The sequence below is a fragment of the Halosimplex yunnanense genome (assembly GCF_054504345.1).
Genome location: NZ_JBTJEL010000036.1, coordinates 36,391 through 52,122 on the forward strand (window position 1 = coordinate 36,391; position 15,732 = coordinate 52,122).

The 15,732-nt window shown below is 68.4% G+C and carries 21 protein-coding genes; 14 read left to right on the forward strand and 7 right to left on the reverse strand.

All coding sequences use genetic code 11. The features are described 5' to 3' along the window. Positions 1-39 precede the first annotated feature (39 nt). The 3 genes from AB2U09_RS16280 to AB2U09_RS16290 all read left to right on the forward strand — a co-directional run bounded on the left by AB2U09_RS16280 (position 40) and on the right by AB2U09_RS16290 (position 2,251). The gene (locus AB2U09_RS16280) at positions 40-759 is read left to right on the forward strand and encodes a CPBP family intramembrane glutamic endopeptidase (RefSeq protein WP_459193792.1); all 720 of its coding nucleotides are present in this window, start codon (positions 40-42) and stop codon (positions 757-759) included. A 67-nt stretch (positions 760-826) separates the two neighbouring features. Further along, on the forward strand, positions 827-1,387 hold the full coding sequence (gene msrA / locus AB2U09_RS16285; protein ID WP_459193793.1) for a peptide-methionine (S)-S-oxide reductase MsrA: 561 nt from the start codon (positions 827-829) through the stop codon (positions 1,385-1,387). A gap of 57 nt (positions 1,388-1,444) precedes the next feature. Beyond that, a complete protein-coding gene (locus AB2U09_RS16290; protein ID WP_459193794.1) occupies positions 1,445-2,251 on the forward strand; it encodes a DUF2071 domain-containing protein in 807 nt (268 codons plus the stop codon). A 14-nt stretch (positions 2,252-2,265) separates the two neighbouring features. On the opposite strand, the gene aroA is transcribed toward AB2U09_RS16290, so the two are convergent. Next, positions 2,266-3,555 carry a 3-phosphoshikimate 1-carboxyvinyltransferase gene (aroA, locus tag AB2U09_RS16295; protein ID WP_459193795.1) on the reverse strand — a complete coding sequence of 430 codons (1,290 nt, stop codon included), beginning with the start codon at positions 3,553-3,555 and terminating at the stop codon, positions 2,266-2,268. 160 nt (positions 3,556-3,715) lie between these two features. Between aroA and AB2U09_RS16300 the strand changes: the two genes are divergently transcribed. After that, entirely contained in the window at positions 3,716-4,888 is a 1,173-nt protein-coding gene (locus AB2U09_RS16300; RefSeq protein WP_459193796.1) for a M24 family metallopeptidase, read from the forward strand. A gap of 52 nt (positions 4,889-4,940) precedes the next feature. Here AB2U09_RS16300 and AB2U09_RS16305 read toward each other — a convergent pair whose 3' ends face one another. Then, positions 4,941-5,366, reverse strand: coding sequence for a hypothetical protein (locus tag AB2U09_RS16305; protein WP_459193797.1), 426 nt, complete (start codon positions 5,364-5,366; stop codon positions 4,941-4,943). A 142-nt stretch (positions 5,367-5,508) separates the two neighbouring features. Between AB2U09_RS16305 and AB2U09_RS16310 the strand changes: the two genes are divergently transcribed. Further along, positions 5,509-5,718 (forward strand): ribbon-helix-helix domain-containing protein, encoded by a 210-nt coding sequence (locus AB2U09_RS16310; protein WP_459193798.1) that lies wholly within the window; start codon positions 5,509-5,511, stop codon positions 5,716-5,718. 34 nt (positions 5,719-5,752) lie between these two features. Here AB2U09_RS16310 and AB2U09_RS16315 read toward each other — a convergent pair whose 3' ends face one another. The 3 genes from AB2U09_RS16315 to AB2U09_RS16325 all read right to left on the reverse strand — a co-directional run bounded on the left by AB2U09_RS16315 (position 5,753) and on the right by AB2U09_RS16325 (position 7,290). Further along, on the reverse strand, positions 5,753-6,163 hold the full coding sequence (locus AB2U09_RS16315) for a JAB/MPN domain protein-containing protein (protein WP_459193799.1): 411 nt from the start codon (positions 6,161-6,163) through the stop codon (positions 5,753-5,755). A gap of 53 nt (positions 6,164-6,216) precedes the next feature. Beyond that, positions 6,217-6,894: a hypothetical protein gene (locus AB2U09_RS16320; RefSeq protein WP_459193800.1), complete on the reverse strand. Its 678-nt coding sequence runs from the start codon at positions 6,892-6,894 to the stop codon at positions 6,217-6,219. A 93-nt stretch (positions 6,895-6,987) separates the two neighbouring features. Continuing rightward, positions 6,988-7,290, reverse strand: coding sequence for a DUF5779 family protein (locus tag AB2U09_RS16325; RefSeq protein WP_459193801.1), 303 nt, complete (start codon positions 7,288-7,290; stop codon positions 6,988-6,990). A 119-nt stretch (positions 7,291-7,409) separates the two neighbouring features. Here AB2U09_RS16325 and AB2U09_RS16330 point away from each other — a divergent pair, with 119 nt between their 5' ends. The 3 genes from AB2U09_RS16330 (at position 7,410) to AB2U09_RS16340 (ending at position 9,237) form a co-directional block, all read left to right on the forward strand. Continuing rightward, entirely contained in the window at positions 7,410-7,676 is a 267-nt protein-coding gene (locus AB2U09_RS16330) for a hypothetical protein (protein ID WP_459193802.1), read from the forward strand. Next, positions 7,673-8,215, forward strand: coding sequence for a DUF1684 domain-containing protein (locus tag AB2U09_RS16335; protein WP_459193803.1), 543 nt, complete (start codon positions 7,673-7,675; stop codon positions 8,213-8,215). Before AB2U09_RS16330 ends, AB2U09_RS16335 begins: the two co-directional genes overlap by 4 nt. A 71-nt stretch (positions 8,216-8,286) precedes the next feature. Next, entirely contained in the window at positions 8,287-9,237 is a 951-nt protein-coding gene (locus AB2U09_RS16340; RefSeq protein WP_459193804.1) for a VOC family protein, read from the forward strand. Positions 9,238-9,262: 25 nt separating this feature from the next. Here the strand turns inward: AB2U09_RS16340 and AB2U09_RS16345 are convergent, their stop codons facing one another. Both AB2U09_RS16345 and AB2U09_RS16350 read right to left on the reverse strand, forming a co-directional pair. Next, positions 9,263-10,204 carry a VOC family protein gene (locus AB2U09_RS16345; protein WP_459193805.1) on the reverse strand — a complete coding sequence of 314 codons (942 nt, stop codon included), beginning with the start codon at positions 10,202-10,204 and terminating at the stop codon, positions 9,263-9,265. Between the two features lie 94 nt (positions 10,205-10,298). Continuing rightward, positions 10,299-10,967 carry an alpha/beta hydrolase gene (locus AB2U09_RS16350; protein ID WP_459193806.1) on the reverse strand — a complete coding sequence of 223 codons (669 nt, stop codon included), beginning with the start codon at positions 10,965-10,967 and terminating at the stop codon, positions 10,299-10,301. Positions 10,968-11,137: 170 nt separating this feature from the next. Between AB2U09_RS16350 and AB2U09_RS16355 the strand changes: the two genes are divergently transcribed. The 6 genes from AB2U09_RS16355 to AB2U09_RS16380 all read left to right on the forward strand — a co-directional run bounded on the left by AB2U09_RS16355 (position 11,138) and on the right by AB2U09_RS16380 (position 15,657). Next, positions 11,138-12,628 carry an aldehyde dehydrogenase family protein gene (locus tag AB2U09_RS16355; RefSeq protein ID WP_459193807.1) on the forward strand — a complete coding sequence of 497 codons (1,491 nt, stop codon included), beginning with the start codon at positions 11,138-11,140 and terminating at the stop codon, positions 12,626-12,628. Positions 12,629-12,708: 80 nt separating this feature from the next. Then, a complete protein-coding gene (locus tag AB2U09_RS16360) occupies positions 12,709-12,993 on the forward strand; it encodes a hypothetical protein (RefSeq protein ID WP_459193808.1) in 285 nt (94 codons plus the stop codon). Between the two features lie 70 nt (positions 12,994-13,063). Further along, positions 13,064-13,537 carry an Lrp/AsnC family transcriptional regulator gene (locus tag AB2U09_RS16365; RefSeq protein WP_459193809.1) on the forward strand — a complete coding sequence of 158 codons (474 nt, stop codon included), beginning with the start codon at positions 13,064-13,066 and terminating at the stop codon, positions 13,535-13,537. Positions 13,538-13,658: 121 nt separating this feature from the next. Continuing rightward, entirely contained in the window at positions 13,659-13,913 is a 255-nt protein-coding gene (locus AB2U09_RS16370) for a HalOD1 output domain-containing protein (RefSeq protein WP_459193810.1), read from the forward strand. Between the two features lie 5 nt (positions 13,914-13,918). Then, positions 13,919-14,167: a hypothetical protein gene (locus AB2U09_RS16375; RefSeq protein WP_459193811.1), complete on the forward strand. Its 249-nt coding sequence runs from the start codon at positions 13,919-13,921 to the stop codon at positions 14,165-14,167. A gap of 299 nt (positions 14,168-14,466) precedes the next feature. Next, positions 14,467-15,657 (forward strand): LeuA family protein, encoded by a 1,191-nt coding sequence (locus AB2U09_RS16380; RefSeq protein WP_459194271.1) that lies wholly within the window; start codon positions 14,467-14,469, stop codon positions 15,655-15,657. The last annotated feature ends 75 nt before the right edge of the window (positions 15,658-15,732 follow it).

The window sequence follows — 15,732 nt, forward strand, 5'->3', positions numbered from 1 at the left end:
TACGTATTTCACGACTCCGGGAGTCGGACCCGAACAGAGATGTCGACAGAGCGATCGGTCGCGGCGGACGAAGGGGGATTTCGAGGGACGTCCGCACTCGGGGTCGGCGCAATGGTTCTGTGGGTGGTCGTCGAGGCGATACTGCGGTGGGAACTCGTCGCCGTCCTGACGGACGTCGTCGAGAGCGGACGCGGCGCGGACATGCTCCTTGTCGGCGTCGGCTTCCCGCTGTTGGCCGTCGCGATCGCCTGGCTGGGCCGCCGCCGGGGGATCGATCTGGAGGACTGGGACTACGATCTCTCGCTCCGAGCGGTAGGGGCCGGGATCGGCGGCGTGATCGCGTACTTCGTCGCGCTCGTCGCCGCAGTGCTGGCGATCACGGCCATCTTCGGCCAGCCCGATACCACCGCGCCCACGGCCGTCGTCGAGCCGGGGGCGGCGACCTGGGTGCTCGCCGTCCTCTTCGTCGTCAACGGCATCGTCGTCCCGCTCGCCGAGGAGTTGGCGTGGCGCGGCGTCATCCAGACCGCGCTGATGCGCTCGTACGGCGTCCTCGCCGGGAGCGCGGTCGCTGCGGCCGGATTCGTCCTGAAACACGTGATCGTCGACGGAGGGGCTTCTCCGGTCAGGCTGGCGTCGCTGATCATCCTCGCGGTGATCTTCAGCGCGCTCCGCGCGCGGTGGGGGACCGCCTCCAGCACCGTCGCCCACCTCGGCGCGAACCTGCTCGCGACCGGACTGGCGATCGCGACGCTGTGAGCGGATCAGCGCTCGTTCGCTTGCAGTCTCCGCTGGGTTCAAACGGTTCGGGACCGAACTCGGGGGTATGACCGAGACCGAGACGGCGACGCTCGCCGGCGGGTGTTTCTGGTGCATCGAAGCGGCGTTCAAGGAACTCGACGGCGTCCACGAGGTCACCTCGGGCTACGCCGGCGGGCACGCGGACGACCCGACCTACCGGGAGGTCTGCTCCGGGTCGACGGGCCACGCCGAGGTCGTCCAGATCGAGTACGACCCCGACGTCATCGCCTACGAGGACCTGCTGGAGGTGTTCTTCCGCATCCACGACCCGACGACGAAGGACAAGCAGGGTCCCGACGTGGGATCGCAGTACCGCTCGGCCGTCTACTACCACGACGGCGAGCAGCAGGAGATCGTCGAGCGGTTCGTCCACAATCTCCAGCAGGGCGGCGACTTCACTAGTTACGAGAACGACGAGATCGTCACCGAGATCGAACCGCTCGAGACCTTCTGGGTCGCCGAGGAGAAACACCAGGACTACTACGAGAAGAACCCGGGCGACCGCTACTGCCAGTTCCACGCCGAACCGAAGGTCAAGAAGGTCCGCGAGCAGTTCGCATCGAAGACGGCGCAGTCTGACGACTGACTGATTCCCCGATTTCTCTCGCGAAGATATATCAGCCGGCCGATCGAACGGCCGGATATGGCACGGTTCCCGTCGCTCCGCGGCGTCATCGACCGGCGCATTCTCGTCAACTTCCGGATCGAAGCGACTGCGCTGGACGCCGTCCTCCCGGACCCCTTCGAACCGCGGACGGTCGACGGCTACGCCGTCGGCGGGATCTGTCTGCTCAGGCTGACTGACGTTCGGCCGCGCGGTCTTCCTTCCTTCGTGGGCACCCGCTCGGAGAACGCCGCGCACCGCATCGGCGTCGAGTGGAGCGACGACAGCGGCGGAGCGGCGGGAGCAGACGGCGAGCGGCGCGCGGGCGTTTACGTCCCGCGCCGAGACACGTCCTCTCGGCTCACCGCGGCCGTCGGCCGCCGCTCGTTCGGTGAGTACTATCGGGCCGACTTCGACGTGGACGAGCGCGACGGCCGCTACGCCGTGACGATGCGGAGCCGCGACGGCGAGACCCGGATGTCAGTGACGGCCAGCGAGACCGACGAAATCCCCGCCGACAGCGTCTTCGACTCCGTGGCGGCCGCCTCGGAGTACCACCGGCGAGGCGCGGTCGGCTACTCGCCTGCCGCCGGCGACGCTGGCGAGCGCTTCGACGGCGTGGAACTCGCGACCGACGAGTGGCGGGTGACGCCGCTGTCTGTCGCGGACGTGAGCGCGAGTTTCTTCGAGGACGAGCCCCGGTTCCCGGCCGGCGCGGTGACGTTCGACAACGCGCTGCTCATGCGGGACATCGGTCACGAGTGGCGCGACGTGGGGTCGATCTGTCCGGAACCGGACGCGGCCACGGACGAGTCCTCAGCCGCGACAACGCAGTCGACGGTCTGAGATAGTCGCTGGTTCTACTTCGAGACGTTCGCGCCCAGATCGGCGAGCGTGTCGAAGAAGCCGGGGAACGAGACGTCGACGTCCTCGGCCTCGGTGATCGTGGTCTCGCCGTCGGCGACGAGGCCGGCGACGGCGAGCGACATGATGATGCGATGATCGTCGCGGCCGGGAAGGGTCGCGCCGCGCAGCCCGGTCTCGCTGCCGCGGATGGACAGGCGGTCCTGCTCTTCGACGACGGCGGCGCCCATCTCCGTGAGCGAGTCGGCCATGACGCTGACGCGGTCGGTCTCCTTGTAACGGACGTGCTCGCAGTCGACGATGGAGGTGGTCCCGTCGGCGGCGGCGCCGAGCACGGCGATGGTCGGGAGCAGGTCGGGCGTGTCCGCGACGCTCACCTCGACGCCGGTCAGATCGGACTGGCTGACCGTGATCTCGCCGGCCTCGCGATCCCACTCGATGTCGGCGCCCATCCGCTCCAGGACGTCGACGATGGCGGAGTCGCCCTGCGCGCTCGGGTAGGCGCCCTCGACGACGAGGCCGTCGGGGGCGGCGAGGGCGCCCGCGGCCAGCAGGTACGACATCGAGGAGAAGTCGCCAGGGACGTGGTACTCGCCGCCCTCGGGGGCATAGGACTGGCCGCCCTCGACGCGGTAGCCGCCGTCGATCTCCTCGGCGTCGACGCCGAACGCCTCCAGCACCTCGATCGTGATATCGACGTACGGCGCGGACTTGAGTTCGGTCTCCAGGTCGACCGTGATTCCGTCGTCGGAGACGGCGCCGGCCATCAGCAGCGCGGTGACGAACTGCGAGGACACGTCGCCGGGGATCGAGGCGGTGCCGCCGTCGACCGGCCCGCCGACGACCAGCGGCGCCTGCCCGTTGGCGCGCGTGCTCTCCGCGCGGCCGCCGAGTTGCTCGATGGCATCCAGCAGCGGGCCCTGCGGGCGCGAGCGCAGGGACCCGTCGCCGGTCAGCACGGTCAGGCCGTCGGCGAGGGCGGCCGTCGCAGTGGTGAGTCGCATCGTCGTCCCGCTGTTTGCGCAGTCGATCACGTCGGCGGGCACGTCGGGGAGGCCGTCGAAGCCCGCGACATCGAGGGTGTCGCCGTCCTCCGAGAGGGTCGTCTCGCCGCCGTAGGCCTCGACGGCGCGCATCGTCGCCCGCGTGTCGGCGCTGACGAGGGGGTCGTGGACCGTCGCCTCGCTCCCGTAGCCCGCGGCGAGGATCGCCCGGTGCGTGTAGCTCTTCGACGGCGGGGCGCGCGCCCGACCCGCGACCGCCGACCGCTCGATAGTGGCGTCCATGTGCCCCGGGTCGGTCCCCCGGTGCATCAGGCTACCGGACTCGGCAGGTCCGGTCCCGGTGGACGGGCGAAATCCGCCGACCGTTCTCGCCGCCGCGGCCGCCGTCGGCTCGGCGGCCGACGCCGTACCCTATTTATCGGACGCGCCGTTTCGTGGTGGTATGGATCCGGACCTCTCGGAGTTGGACGCGTTTCTCGACGAACAGGGATTCGACGGCTACCTCGTCCACGCCGACTCGACCGATTCGAACCAGTACTACCTCTCCGGGTTCGACGCGCCGGACCCCTTCGTCACCCTCTACGACGGCGAGGTCCGCCTGCTCTTTCACCGCAGTCTGGAGTTCGGCCGGGCCAAACGCGAGGCCCGCGCCGCGACCGTCGAGCGCTCGATCGACCACGGCTACGGCGAGTACAGCGAGGAGTACGACCGCCGCGAGGCCTCCTACCGCGTCCTCGCGGACTTCCTCGACGCCTACGACGTGGACTCTGTGGCCGTGCCGCCGCGGTTCCCCGTCCACGTCGCGGACGGCCTGCGCGAACTCGACGTGGGCGTCACCGCCGACCGCGACGACACCGTGTCGGGCATCCGAGCGATCAAGACCGACGAGGAAGTCGACAACGTCCGGGAGGCCCAGAAGGCGAACGAGGCCGCGATGCAGGCGGCCGAGGACCTCATCGCCGCGGCCGAGGTGCGCGACGGGACGCTCTTCCACGAGGGCGAGCCGCTGACGAGCGAGGCCGTCAAGACCGAGATCGAGGTGACGCTGCTGCGCCACGGGTGCGCGCTCGACGAGACCATCGTCGCCTGCGGCGCCGACGCCGCCGACCCCCACGACCGCGGGAGCGGCCCGCTCGCCGCCGGCGAGCCGATCATCGTCGACATCTTCCCGCAGAACAAGGCGACGAAGTACCACGCCGACATGACCCGGACCTTCTGCAAGGGCGAGCCGAGCGAGACCGTGCGGGAGTGGTACGACCTCACCGAGGAGGCCTACCGCGCGGCGCTCGACGCGGTCGAACCCGGGGCGACCGGTGGCGACGTCCACGGCGTCGTCTGTGACATCTACGAGGAAGCCGGCGAGCCGACCCTCCGCAGCGACGAGGCCACGGAGACGGGCTTCATTCACTCCACCGGCCACGGCGTCGGGCTGGACGTCCACGAGGGGCCCAGCGTCGCACCGGGCGGAGAGGAACTCCGGCCGGGTCACGTCATCTCGATCGAACCCGGCCTCTACGACCCGGAGGTCGGCGGCGTCCGAATCGAGGACCTGGTCGTCGTCACCGAGGACGGCTACGAGAACCTCACCGACTACCCGGTCGAACTCACGCTGTAAGTCGGCGCGGTGAGGTCAGTTCCGGCGTCGGTCGGGACAGCTTCGGCGCCAGTCAGTCCGTCCGGCCGGCCAGCCGGTGGAACGCGACGCGGCTCGTGAGCGCGCCGAAGAGCAGGCCCACGACGGCGCCACCGGTCACCGCGAGGTCCTCGCCGGCGTTGAGCGCCAGCGCGACGGCCACGAACGCGCTCGTGACGACGGCGATCGCGGCGGCCATCGCGAGGCCGACGCTCGCGGCCGGCTTGAGGGGGACTTCGATCCGGAGACCGCGCCAGTAACCGAGGCTCGGTCCCACGGCGGTCGCGAACCAGACGGCGTACAGTGCGAACGGGTCGACGACGATCGCGGCGACCAGACCGGCGGGGATCGCCACCGCGACGGCGACGAGCGCGACGACCGTGTCCGCGGAGAACAGCTCTTCTTTCCACCGGCGGACGAGGTCCGCACGGAGCGAATCGGGTTGATCGCTGGAGGGCATCACAGTACGGTTCGCGCGTTCGGCCCGTATTTCTTGTGACCTCCGTGACACGGGGACACGGAGCGAGGAACAGGCGGTACCGGCGACTTCCTGCCCGCCCGCAGACACAACGACTAACCGCGACCACGCCTATCCCGTGGGTATGACCGACTACACCACCGTCTCGATCCCCAAAGATCTGGCCGACCGCGTCGAGGAGACCATCGAGGGGACGAGCTTCTCGAGCACCAGCGATCTCGTCCGCTTTCTGCTCCGCAGCATCGTCATCCAGAACGAGCAGAAGGGCGAGCTGACCGAAGCCGAGTTCTCCGAGATCGCCGACCAGCTCGAAGACCTGGGCTATCTGGACTGAGCGGCTCCGTCCGGCACCGCTCCGGCCGCCCCGGTCACTCCGGGAATTCTTCAGGGGGTTCGACGTCGAGCAGTTCGAGCGGCTGCTGTTCGCCGCGGCGGTCGAAGACGGCGACCGACCCGTCGTTCCACGGCGGCACGGCGACGAAGATGAGTTCCTTGAAGTCGTCCCGCTGGCGGACGCGCAGTTCGCCGTTCGGGTGGGAGACGAACCGCCCCTGCGTCTGGCCGACGGGCGTCCCCATGTCGACGCCGAAGACGAAGTTGACCGACCCCGCCGAGTCGGGGTAGTAAAAGTGCGTGAACACGGGCGTCTCCGGCGGCAGGTCGGCGTCGGGCAGGTCCCCGGCCGGCGTCACGGACAGCGAGATGGTCACCGGGTCGGGGTCGGCCTCGCTGGCGAACCGCAGACACGACTCGACCAGGCCGCGGGTCGCGTACACCACACCGGGACCTTCTGAGGGGCCGGGCAAATATCCGTCGCTCGCCCGGGGCGAACTCACGGGAGAAAGTCGACGGCGGCCTCGGCGTAGAGCCGCGGCGCGCGCCAGCGGGAACTGTCGAGCGCCTCGGCGAGCGCCCCGGCCGCGTCCTCGAACACGCCGTGGCCGTGGCCGACGAGGATCCGCTCCGGCGCGAACCGGCCGAGCGACCGCGGCGGCAGCATGCGCAGCATCGGGTGGACGCCCAGCCGTTCCATGCCTGCCCGGAAGTACGAGGGCGTCCCGACCGCCTCGGGGACGACGAGCGTCTTCGAGTGCTCGTCGTAGAGGAAGGCCTCCTTCCAGAACCTGTTGTCGACGAGTCGGTGCAGGTCGTAGTCGGAGTCGGGCAGACCCCGCCGGATCGGCTCGACGCGCGTGCCGAGGTCGTTGCGCACGTCGTCCATCCACGCGGGGACGTAGACGGGCACGTCGTGTCGTCGGGCGATAGCCGCCGAGTCGCGCGTGTGGCGGTCGAGGAGGACGACGACGCCGCGGACCGTCCCGAGGTCGGCCAGTCGCTCGTCGAGCCCTTCGACGTCGATCGGGTCGACCAGCCACACGTCGTCGCCGTCGACGAGCGCGTGACTGGCCCGTTGCATCTTCTCGTCGGGATGGGCGATCCAGCCCATCCCGCCGTCCCACTCGTCTATCTCTCGCCACGACGACGCCCTCCCGGTGGCTTTCATCGGCATATCTCCACGTAGGGACTCCGCCCTCATAAGCGGCGAGACGCACCGCTCGGGGTTTCACGTTCGGTCGTCTAGCGCGGGGCGACTGGGGCCTGCTCAGTCGAGCCGGCTGGTGTCGATGGTGACGCCCGGGGGCACGACCACGAGAAAGCCCCGGAAGTGCATGAGGTCGCCGTCGGCGTCCCGGACGTCCCGGGCGAACCCCGAGGCGAGTTCGTTCACGTTCCCTTCGACCGAGAGCACGAGCGTCCCGCCGTCCTCGACGATATCGATCCACTCCTCGTCCGGCGTCGACCCGTCGAGGACGCCGAGGACGACCCGTCCGCCCTCGTCGTCGCCGTCCCCGTCGTCGGTCAGTTCCTCCTCGACCGCCTGGAGGTCGAGGTCGATCTCGCTCATACCCCCATCTCACCGTCGACCGAGAAAAAGGTAGGCGCCGAAGGGACGACGTTCGGTATCGTCCGCAGAGATGACAGCCGGTTCACAAAGCATTTATTTCGATGTGTCGTCTTCGAAACATGACCGCGATAGCGGAGTATTTCGACGTTTCCGGGACCCCTCGACGGGCCGCGTACCTGTTCTTCCAGCTGGTCGCGCTCTATCTCGTCGCGGTATTCAGCCTCACCTGGGGTGCGCTCGGACTGCCGATCGTAGTTCTCGCGCTGTTCCTCGCGGTCTACGTGACGCTGAAGCAGGTCGAGGGGATCGTCGAGGACAAACTCACTGGAAATCACGCGCCGAGACCGTCGGACTCATCCGGTTCGGTTGGCAATGACGAGGCATGAGCCACGCCGACGACTGGGCCGACCAACTCCGGGCCAACAGGGCAGAGAAAGACGACTTCTTCGCCGAGCACCCTCAATCGCCCATCCCGCCGGAGGAGCGCGACGACTTCGACGGGCTAGACTACTTCGAACCCGACCCCGACTACCGCGTCGAGGCCACGGTGACTGTCCACGACGAACCGGACCCCATCGAGATGGAGACCAGCGACGGCCGGACTGTCCGCTACGAGCGCGTGGTCACCTTCTCGTTCGACCTCGACGGGGAGTCCCGGGAACTCCACGGGTACAAGCAAGGTCCCGAGGACGACGCCATCTTCGTCCCGTTCCGCGACAAGACGACCGGCCAGCAGACCTACGACGGCGGCCGATACATGGAACTCGAACCGGAGGGCGATCTCGCCGACGGCGACGAGGTGACGATCGACTTCAACCTCGCCTATTCCCCGTTCTGCGCGTTCAGCGAGACGTTCGCTTGCCCGTACCCGCCCGAGGAGAACTGGCTGGAGACGACCGTCCCCGCCGGCGAGAAACACAAGTAGCGGCACTGACGCCCCCGGGCGACGGCCGGGTTACTGGCACACTTATCGGGGCCGGGGGCCTACGTCCGGTAGTGCTCTCGGACACGCTCGGCGTGCATCACGTCTCGGTGATCGCGGGCGACCCGACCGAGAACCGCCGGTTCTACGCGGACGTGCTCGGACTGCGGTTCGTCCTCCGGACGGTGAACTTCGAGGAGCCGTTCGTCTACCACCTCTACTACGGCGACGAGCGGGCGACGCCGGGCTCGGTCCTCACCTTCTTCACCTACCCACGGGAGGAGCCCAGTCGGATCGGGAAACCCGACATCACGACTGCCGCGCTACGGGTTCCCGCCGATTCCTTCCCCTTCTGGCGCGACCGACTCGCCGACCACGACGTTGCCGTCGAATGCACCCGGCGGTTCGGGGACTCCATCCTCGCGTTCGAAGATCTCGACGGGACGAGCGTCGAACTCGTGGGCGTCGACGACGCCGATGCGGCGCCGACCGATCTCGACGACGGAGCCCCCCACCCGTGGACCGGTGGTTCGGTCCCCGCAGAACACGCGATACGGGGAATCCGCGGCGTCTCGATGCGCTCTGCGGACCCCTACGTGACGGCGAGCCTCCTCGACACGTTCGGGTTCGAACTCGTCGCCGAGCGGGACGACGCCGTCCGGTATCGGCTTCCCCGTGGCCGCGAGTCGACCGTCGACCTGCTGACGGACGACGCGCCCTACGGCCGGGAGGGTCGCGGATCGATCCACCACGTCGCGCTGAGCGTCGAGAACGGGGCGCAACTGCGGGAGTGGCGGGACCTGCTGGCGGAGCGCGACCTCGATCCCTCCCGCGTGAAAGACCGGCACTTCTTCGAGTCGCTGTACGTCCGCGACGGCGCGGGCATCCTCTTCGAACTGGCGACCGAGCGGCCGGGACTGGGCGTCGAGGAGCGCGAACCCGGCCCCGCAGATTCGCTGGTGTTGCCCCCGTGGCTGGAAGCCGACCGCGAGATGATCACGGGGCAGCTGCCGCCGCTCGATTAGACGAGCCGTCCTGCCGGTACTCGGCTCACTGCGACCGCGGCGCGACGGTCAGTTCCGGGAGATTGGATTCGATTTCGTCGCGGCGGTCTTCGAGCCACTCGGGGAGTACCAGCTTCTCGCCGAGTTCGTCGAGGTCCTCGTCGACGGTGTAGCCGGGGCTCTTCGTGGCGTACTCGAAGAGGACGCCGCCCTCGGTGCGGGCGTAGATCGACTTGAACCACTTGCGGTCGATGATCTGCGTCGGCCGCAGGCCCCGCTCGACCAGCGCGTCGTGCCACTGGGCCTGTTCGGCGTCGGATACCTGAAAGGCGACGTGGTGGACGGTGCCCGCGCCCGACTCGCCCCGGGGCGCTTCCGGGTCTTCGAGGATGTCGACGACGTACCCGAGTTCCCCGCTGGCCTCGAAGCGCTGGCGGCGGTGTTCGCTCCGGGTGGGCTGGAATCCCATCGTCTTGAGCAGGTTCGCGGTCTGGCTGGCCGTCGCGAGCGAGAGGCTGACGCCGAAGAATCCGCGGATCGCGTGTTCGGAGGGGACCGGGCCGTCCGGGGGGTCGCCGGCCGGCGTATCGGCCCGCGCGACGAGTTCGACGGGGAGCCCGTCGGGGTCGCGGAACGGGATCACGGTGTCGTCGTAGCGCTCGCGGGGCTCGTCGACGTCGACGCCCTCGGCGTCGAGCCTGTCGACCCAGAAGTCGACCGATGCGGCCGGGATCATGAACTGGACGGTCGTGGCCTGTCCGGTCCCGACGCGCCCGGGGCGGGCGTCTGTGTAGGGGAAGAAGGTCATGCTCGTACCCGGCGTGCCGCCGCGGTCGCCGTAGAAGAGGTGATACACCGACACGTCGTCCTGGTTGACGCTGCGCTTGACCAGTCGTAACCCGAGCGTCTCCGTGTAGAACTCGAAGTTGCGCCCCGGGTCGGCGGCGATCGCGGTGACGTGATGGATTCCGGGAATGTCTGCCGGCATGGTTCCCCGATAGGTCTTCGACGCCGATAACCCCTTTGTCGACACACTCAAACCCGGGATATCGGTCGTTTCCGCCCCTCTCAGGACGGCGCGCTCACCCGTCGGAATCCGCGGCTGAGCGCCCGTCCGTCTCGCCGACGAGTTCGGCGACCAGTTCGCCGACGGCCGCGAGTTCGGCGTCGGTGATCCCGTGGCCCTCCCCCTCGTGAATGCGCTCGGTCACGTCGCCGTCGAGGGCGTCGAAGACCGCGGCGGTCTCGCGGACGCGCTCGACCGGGACCCGGTCGTCGTCCTCGTGGCCGCCGACCAGCACGGGCGTCCCGTCGAGCGAACCCACGTAGTCGTCGACCTCCGGTCCCATCAGGCCGCCGCTCGACAGCGCGACGCCCCCGTAGCGCCGCGGCGCGCGGGCGACGAACTCGCTCAGAACGCAGGCGCCCTGTGAGATCCCCAGCAGGAGCGTCCGGTTGGGCGGGACGCCGGCGGCCACGGCCGTCTCGACGGCGTCGCCGACCGCGTCGAGCGCCGACGAGAAATGCGGTTCGTTCGCGACGGTCGGCGCGAGAAACGTGTTCGGATACCAGCGGTTGCGGTCCGCCTGCGGGGCGAGGAGCGCGAGCCCGTGACGGTAGAAGTCGTCGGCGAGCGCGACGATCCCCTCGGCGGTCCCGCCGCGACCGTGGACGAGCACCGCCGCGGCGTCGGCGACCGACAGCGGCGCGCCCGCGGTGACCAGCGGCTGGTCCTGGTGCGGTCCGGTCACTCGAAGCTACCTCCCGGCCGCGGACGGGCCACGGCGTCGGTCCTCGAAAGATCCATCGTTCGATTGCTTCGCTGCGCGGGCTTGAAACCCCGGCGATCCGGCGAGTCGCGGCCCGCTCGGCGCGTGCCGGCCGCCGACTTTTCCGCTTCGATCCCGTACAACGGCCACTCGTGCCAGACAGCTATGCTATCGACGCCGACTGGACGGCGTTGTACATCGACGGGGAGTGGACCGAGGCGGCCGGCGCGGAGACGATCGCGGTCACGGACCCCTCGACGCGGGAGACGGTCGCAGAGGTGCCAGCGGGGACCGAGGACGACGTCGACGCCGCCTACGAGGCCGCCGCCGCGGCTCAGGAGGAGTGGGCCGCCCAGCCGCCGGCGAGACGTGAACAAGTCGTCCAGGAGGCGCTGGGCGTGCTACAGGACCGCCGTGAGGAAGTGATCGAGTTGCTGGCGGTCGAAGCCGGAGGCGGCCAGATCATGGGAGAGACGTCGGTCCAGATCGCCAGCGATCAGATGGGTGAGGCAGCGGGGATGCCCCGCCAGATGAAAGGCGAGTTCGCCGACTCGAACATCGACGGCAAGGAGAACATCGTCCGGAGGATACCCCGCGGCGTCGTGACGGCCATCTCGCCGTGGAACTTCCCGCTGAACCTCTCGATGCGCGCCGTCGCGCCGGCCATCGCAACCGGGAACGCGGTGGTCCTCAAACCCGCGACAAACGCCGCGATAACGGGCGGGCTCCTCTTCGCCAAGCTGTTCGAGGACGCCGGGCTCCCGGCGGGACTGCTGAACGTCGTCACCGGACACGGATCGGACATCGGCGACGCCGTCGTCGCCCACCCCGAGAGCGACATGGTCGCGTTCACCGGGTCGACGCCGGTGGGTCGGCAGGTCGCCGCCACGGCCGCGGAGAACCTCGCCGCGCAGGCGATGGAACTCGGCGGCAACAACGCCCACGTCGTCACCGGCGACGCCGATCTGGAGCAGGCGATCGACAGCGCCACCTTCGGTTCGTTCGTCCACCAGGGGCAGGTCTGCATCTCGATCAACCGCCACGTCGTCCACGAGTCGATCTACGACGACTACGTCGACGCGCTGGTCGACCGCGCCGAGTCGCTGCCCGTCGGGAGCGCCCACGACGGGGACACGATCGTCGGGCCGATCATCGACGAGTCCCAGCGCGACCAGATGCTCGGCTACGTCGAGGAGACCGTCGACGCGGGCGCCACGCTGGAAACGGGCGGGGAAACCGCCGAGATCGACGGCGTCGACGACTCGCTCGTGGTGAAACCGACCGTGCTCTCCGGCGTGACCAACGACATGGCCGCGGCGTGCAACGAGCACTTCGGGCCCATCGCGCCGGTCATCCCATTCTCGGACGTCGACGAGGCCGTCGAGATCGCCAACGACACCGAGTACGGCCTCTCGGGGTCGGTCCACGCCGGCGACCTGGGGACGGGGATGGACGTCGCCGACCGGATGGAGACCGGCCACGTCCACATCGACGACCAGCCGATCAACGACGAGGCCCACGTCCCGTTCAGCGGAACGCGAGCGTCGGGGATGGGCGGGTACAACGACGGGACCATCCTGAACGAGGTGACCGAGACGAAGTGGATCTCGATCCAGCGGGAACCGCGGGAGTACCCATTCTGAGAGGGCGTCCCGCCGTCGAAACAGCCTGTCGACCCGTCGCGGCCGAACGTTGATATACTCGGGCCGCCCGCTGTGTGGGTATGTCGCTCGTCGATACCGCGGTACACCTGTTCGCGGTCGCCGTCGTGGTGGGCTGCGTGGGCCGCGCGAGTTCACAGCTCCTGCGGGACCCCGAGGAGTCTCACGAGGAACTCGTCTCGACGCGGGAGCGCCGCGTGACGACCGCTGTCGGCGTTCCACTCACACTCGTCGGGCTCTCGTCGATGGTCGACGGCCCGCTCGCGGTCCCGCTGGACCCGCTGCTGATCTCCATCTCCGGGATCGTCCTGCTCGTCTATCCCGACTTCTCGCCGTCGGCGCTGTGAGCGCCGCCCGCCCCGAACTCCTCCCGGTCAAAAGAATCATTGCAGGCTAGCGTAGAGACAATAGTCACTCATGGCAGAACTGGACGAGATCGACTACGGCATCCTCCAGTTGCTTCAGCGAGATGCTCGCAACACGACGCCGGTCGACATGGCCGACGAGCTCCCGGTCTCCGCTCAGACCATCCGAAACCGGATCAGCGATCTCCAGGCCGAGGGCGTCATCGAGGGCTACATCCCGATCATCAACTACGAGAACGCGGGGTTCCCGATCAGACTCCGGTTCGTCTGTACGGCCCCGGTCAAAGAGCGGAGCGCCCTCGCCGAACGAGCGCTTGAGATTGCCAACGTCGTCCACGTCCAGGAGATCCTGAGCGGCAACGAGAACCTCCACGTCGTCGCCGTCACGAACAGCTCGGAGGAGATCACCGAAATCGCCGAAAATCTCTCTGATCTGGGGCTGCGGCTCGAAAGCGAGCGCCTGATGGGGGCGAGTCACTACCGACCGTTCAACCACTTCGGCACCGGCGTCGTTGACAGCGACTGACAGATCTTGAATGTAATATCAGCGATTGTTCTTGGGAAAGTCAAACTCACACGCCTTTCTGGAGCGTCTTGTTGTAATTATGCGATAATACTTTAGTTTGAAGCTTCCAAGTGGTTCATTGATGGGACCCAACCAGCGGAGCCCACGTAGACAGAGCGAAGAGCTATTCACGGACATCGTCTCCGCGGTCGCGACCGACACCGGGGTCGACGTCTTCGAGCTTCCTCCGCTGGGCGACGTCCTCGACCCGGAGGCGCTGCAGACGCTCCTCGCCGAGTCGGAGGCGACAGTCGAGGTCTCGTTCGACTACGCCGGTCGCGAAGTTGTGCTGGAAGACGAGCGTATCGTCGCGGTCCGCGACCGGGGGCCCGACTGAGAGGGATGTTCCGTTGCGTCTGCTACACGTGCGAGACCCGGGACGGCTACGAGAGCTGGGACGACGCACAGGAGACGTTCAACGAACACGCGCGCGACCTGCACGAGGTGGTCCTCGTCCGCGCAACTCCCGTGGAAGGGGAGCCCGACTCTGATTCGATAGACGGAGCGACCGATTCGCGGGCGGCGACCGGGTCCGACACACAGACTGCGGCCAAGTCCGACTCGAACGGCCGCAACCCGATGGACGGCTGAGCGGCGAGCACCGATGCGGAGACGGATCGAATGCGATTCGTGCGGGACGCTCCTGTTCGCGCTCGGGCCGCGGGACCCGATGCCCGTCGGTCGGTAGCTGTCCTAACTGCGGCGGGACGACGTTCTCCTTCCTCGAATGAACCGCTGGAGCGTGTCTCCGGCGGATCCGGCCGTCCTTGTCGAACCGATCCGTGACACGCGCTACCGTGGACCCGTGCCGAGCGGAGACTTTATGTGCTCCGAGGGGACACGATAGAGTACAATGTCCAACACCGAGGGCACGTCGGCTTCGCCGGCGGATCGAGTTCTTCCAGGGTACTCTAAATAGTACCTCAGAAGTTGACGAGGCACGCATTTTCGACACCACGCTCCGCGACGGGGAGCAGTCACCACGCACGTCGTTCTCCTACGAAGACAAACGAGAGATAGCGGCTGTGCTGGACGACATGGGCACCCACGTCATCGAGGCCGGGTTCCCTGTCAACTCCGACGCGGAATTCGAGGCCGTCCGCGACATCGCGGAAGCGACCTCGACGACGACCTGTGGACTGGCCCGGGTCGTCGAGAAAGACGTCGAAGCGGCACTGGACTCGGGCGTCGAGTTAGTCCACGTGTTCGTCTCGACGAGCGACGTACAGCTCGAAGACTCCATGCACGCCACGCGCGAGCAGGCCAAAGAGCGCGCCGTCCAGTCGGTCGAGCGCGTCAAGGAGGCCGGCGTCGAGTGCATGTTCTCCCCGATGGACGCCACCCGAACCGACGAGGCGTTCCTGATGGAGGTCTGCGAGGCCGTCAGCGACGCGGGGACCGACTGGATCAACATCCCCGACACCTGCGGCGTCGCGACGCCCGGCCGCTTCCGCGACATGATCGCGAAGGTGGTCGACCGCGCGGACGCGCGCATCGACGTGCACACGCACGACGACTTCGGGCTGGCCGCCGCCAACGCCCTGTCGGGCTTCGAGGCCGGCGCCTCGCAGGCGCAGGTCTCGGTCAACGGCATCGGCGAGCGCGCGGGCAACGCGGCCTACGAGGAGGTCGTCATGGCGCTGGAGTCGCTGTACGACGTCGACACCGGGATCGACACGACCCGGATCACCGAGATCTCCCGGATCATCGAGGGCAAAAGCGACATCCCGGTGCCGGCGAACAAGCCGGTCGTCGGCCGCAACGCCTTCTCCCACGAGAGCGGGATCCACGCGGCCGGCGTCATCGAGAACTCCGACACGTTCGAGCCGGGGGTCATGACCCCGGAGATGGTCGGGGCCGAGCGCGAACTCGTCCTGGGCAAGCACACCGGCCAGCACTCGGTCCGCGAGCGGCTGGTCGAGGCGGGCTACGAACCCACCGACGAGGAACTGCGCGAGGTCACCCGGCGCGTCAAGGAGTACGGCGCGGACGACAACCGCGTCACCATGGAGGTCCTGGAGGAGTTCGCCCAGGACGTCGGCGTCGAGCGCGACGCCGAGAGCGAGGAGGTCCGGGCGTAGGACGATGCCCGCCTCCACGGTCGCCCAGCCCAGTCAGCGAGAGCACTATCCAGCGCGAGCGGCCGGTACGAGCCG

What these genes read in the sequence shown, in the direction of transcription:
- AB2U09_RS16330 (WP_459193802.1), top strand. Translation starts at nt 7,410, where the DNA reads ATGACCGCGATAGCGGAGTATTTCGACGTTTCCGGGACCCCTCGACGG.
- AB2U09_RS16280 (WP_459193792.1), top strand. Translation starts at nt 40, where the DNA reads ATGTCGACAGAGCGATCGGTCGCGGCGGACGAAGGGGGATTTCGAGGG.
- msrA (WP_459193793.1), top strand. Translation starts at nt 827, where the DNA reads ATGACCGAGACCGAGACGGCGACGCTCGCCGGCGGGTGTTTCTGGTGC.
- AB2U09_RS16310 (WP_459193798.1), top strand. Translation starts at nt 5,509, where the DNA reads ATGACCGACTACACCACCGTCTCGATCCCCAAAGATCTGGCCGACCGC.
- AB2U09_RS16365 (WP_459193809.1), top strand. Translation starts at nt 13,064, where the DNA reads ATGGCAGAACTGGACGAGATCGACTACGGCATCCTCCAGTTGCTTCAG.
- AB2U09_RS16345 (WP_459193805.1), bottom strand. Translation starts at nt 10,204, where the DNA reads ATGCCGGCAGACATTCCCGGAATCCATCACGTCACCGCGATCGCCGCC.
- AB2U09_RS16335 (WP_459193803.1), top strand. Translation starts at nt 7,673, where the DNA reads ATGAGCCACGCCGACGACTGGGCCGACCAACTCCGGGCCAACAGGGCA.
- AB2U09_RS16360 (WP_459193808.1), top strand. Translation starts at nt 12,709, where the DNA reads ATGTCGCTCGTCGATACCGCGGTACACCTGTTCGCGGTCGCCGTCGTG.
- AB2U09_RS16320 (WP_459193800.1), bottom strand. Translation starts at nt 6,894, where the DNA reads ATGCCGATGAAAGCCACCGGGAGGGCGTCGTCGTGGCGAGAGATAGAC.
- AB2U09_RS16300 (WP_459193796.1), top strand. Translation starts at nt 3,716, where the DNA reads ATGGATCCGGACCTCTCGGAGTTGGACGCGTTTCTCGACGAACAGGGA.
- AB2U09_RS16325 (WP_459193801.1), bottom strand. Translation starts at nt 7,290, where the DNA reads ATGAGCGAGATCGACCTCGACCTCCAGGCGGTCGAGGAGGAACTGACC.
- AB2U09_RS16375 (WP_459193811.1), top strand. Translation starts at nt 13,919, where the DNA reads ATGTTCCGTTGCGTCTGCTACACGTGCGAGACCCGGGACGGCTACGAG.
- AB2U09_RS16290 (WP_459193794.1), top strand. Translation starts at nt 1,445, where the DNA reads ATGGCACGGTTCCCGTCGCTCCGCGGCGTCATCGACCGGCGCATTCTC.
- AB2U09_RS16305 (WP_459193797.1), bottom strand. Translation starts at nt 5,366, where the DNA reads ATGCCCTCCAGCGATCAACCCGATTCGCTCCGTGCGGACCTCGTCCGC.
- aroA (WP_459193795.1), bottom strand. Translation starts at nt 3,555, where the DNA reads ATGGACGCCACTATCGAGCGGTCGGCGGTCGCGGGTCGGGCGCGCGCC.
- AB2U09_RS16370 (WP_459193810.1), top strand. Translation starts at nt 13,659, where the DNA reads ATGGGACCCAACCAGCGGAGCCCACGTAGACAGAGCGAAGAGCTATTC.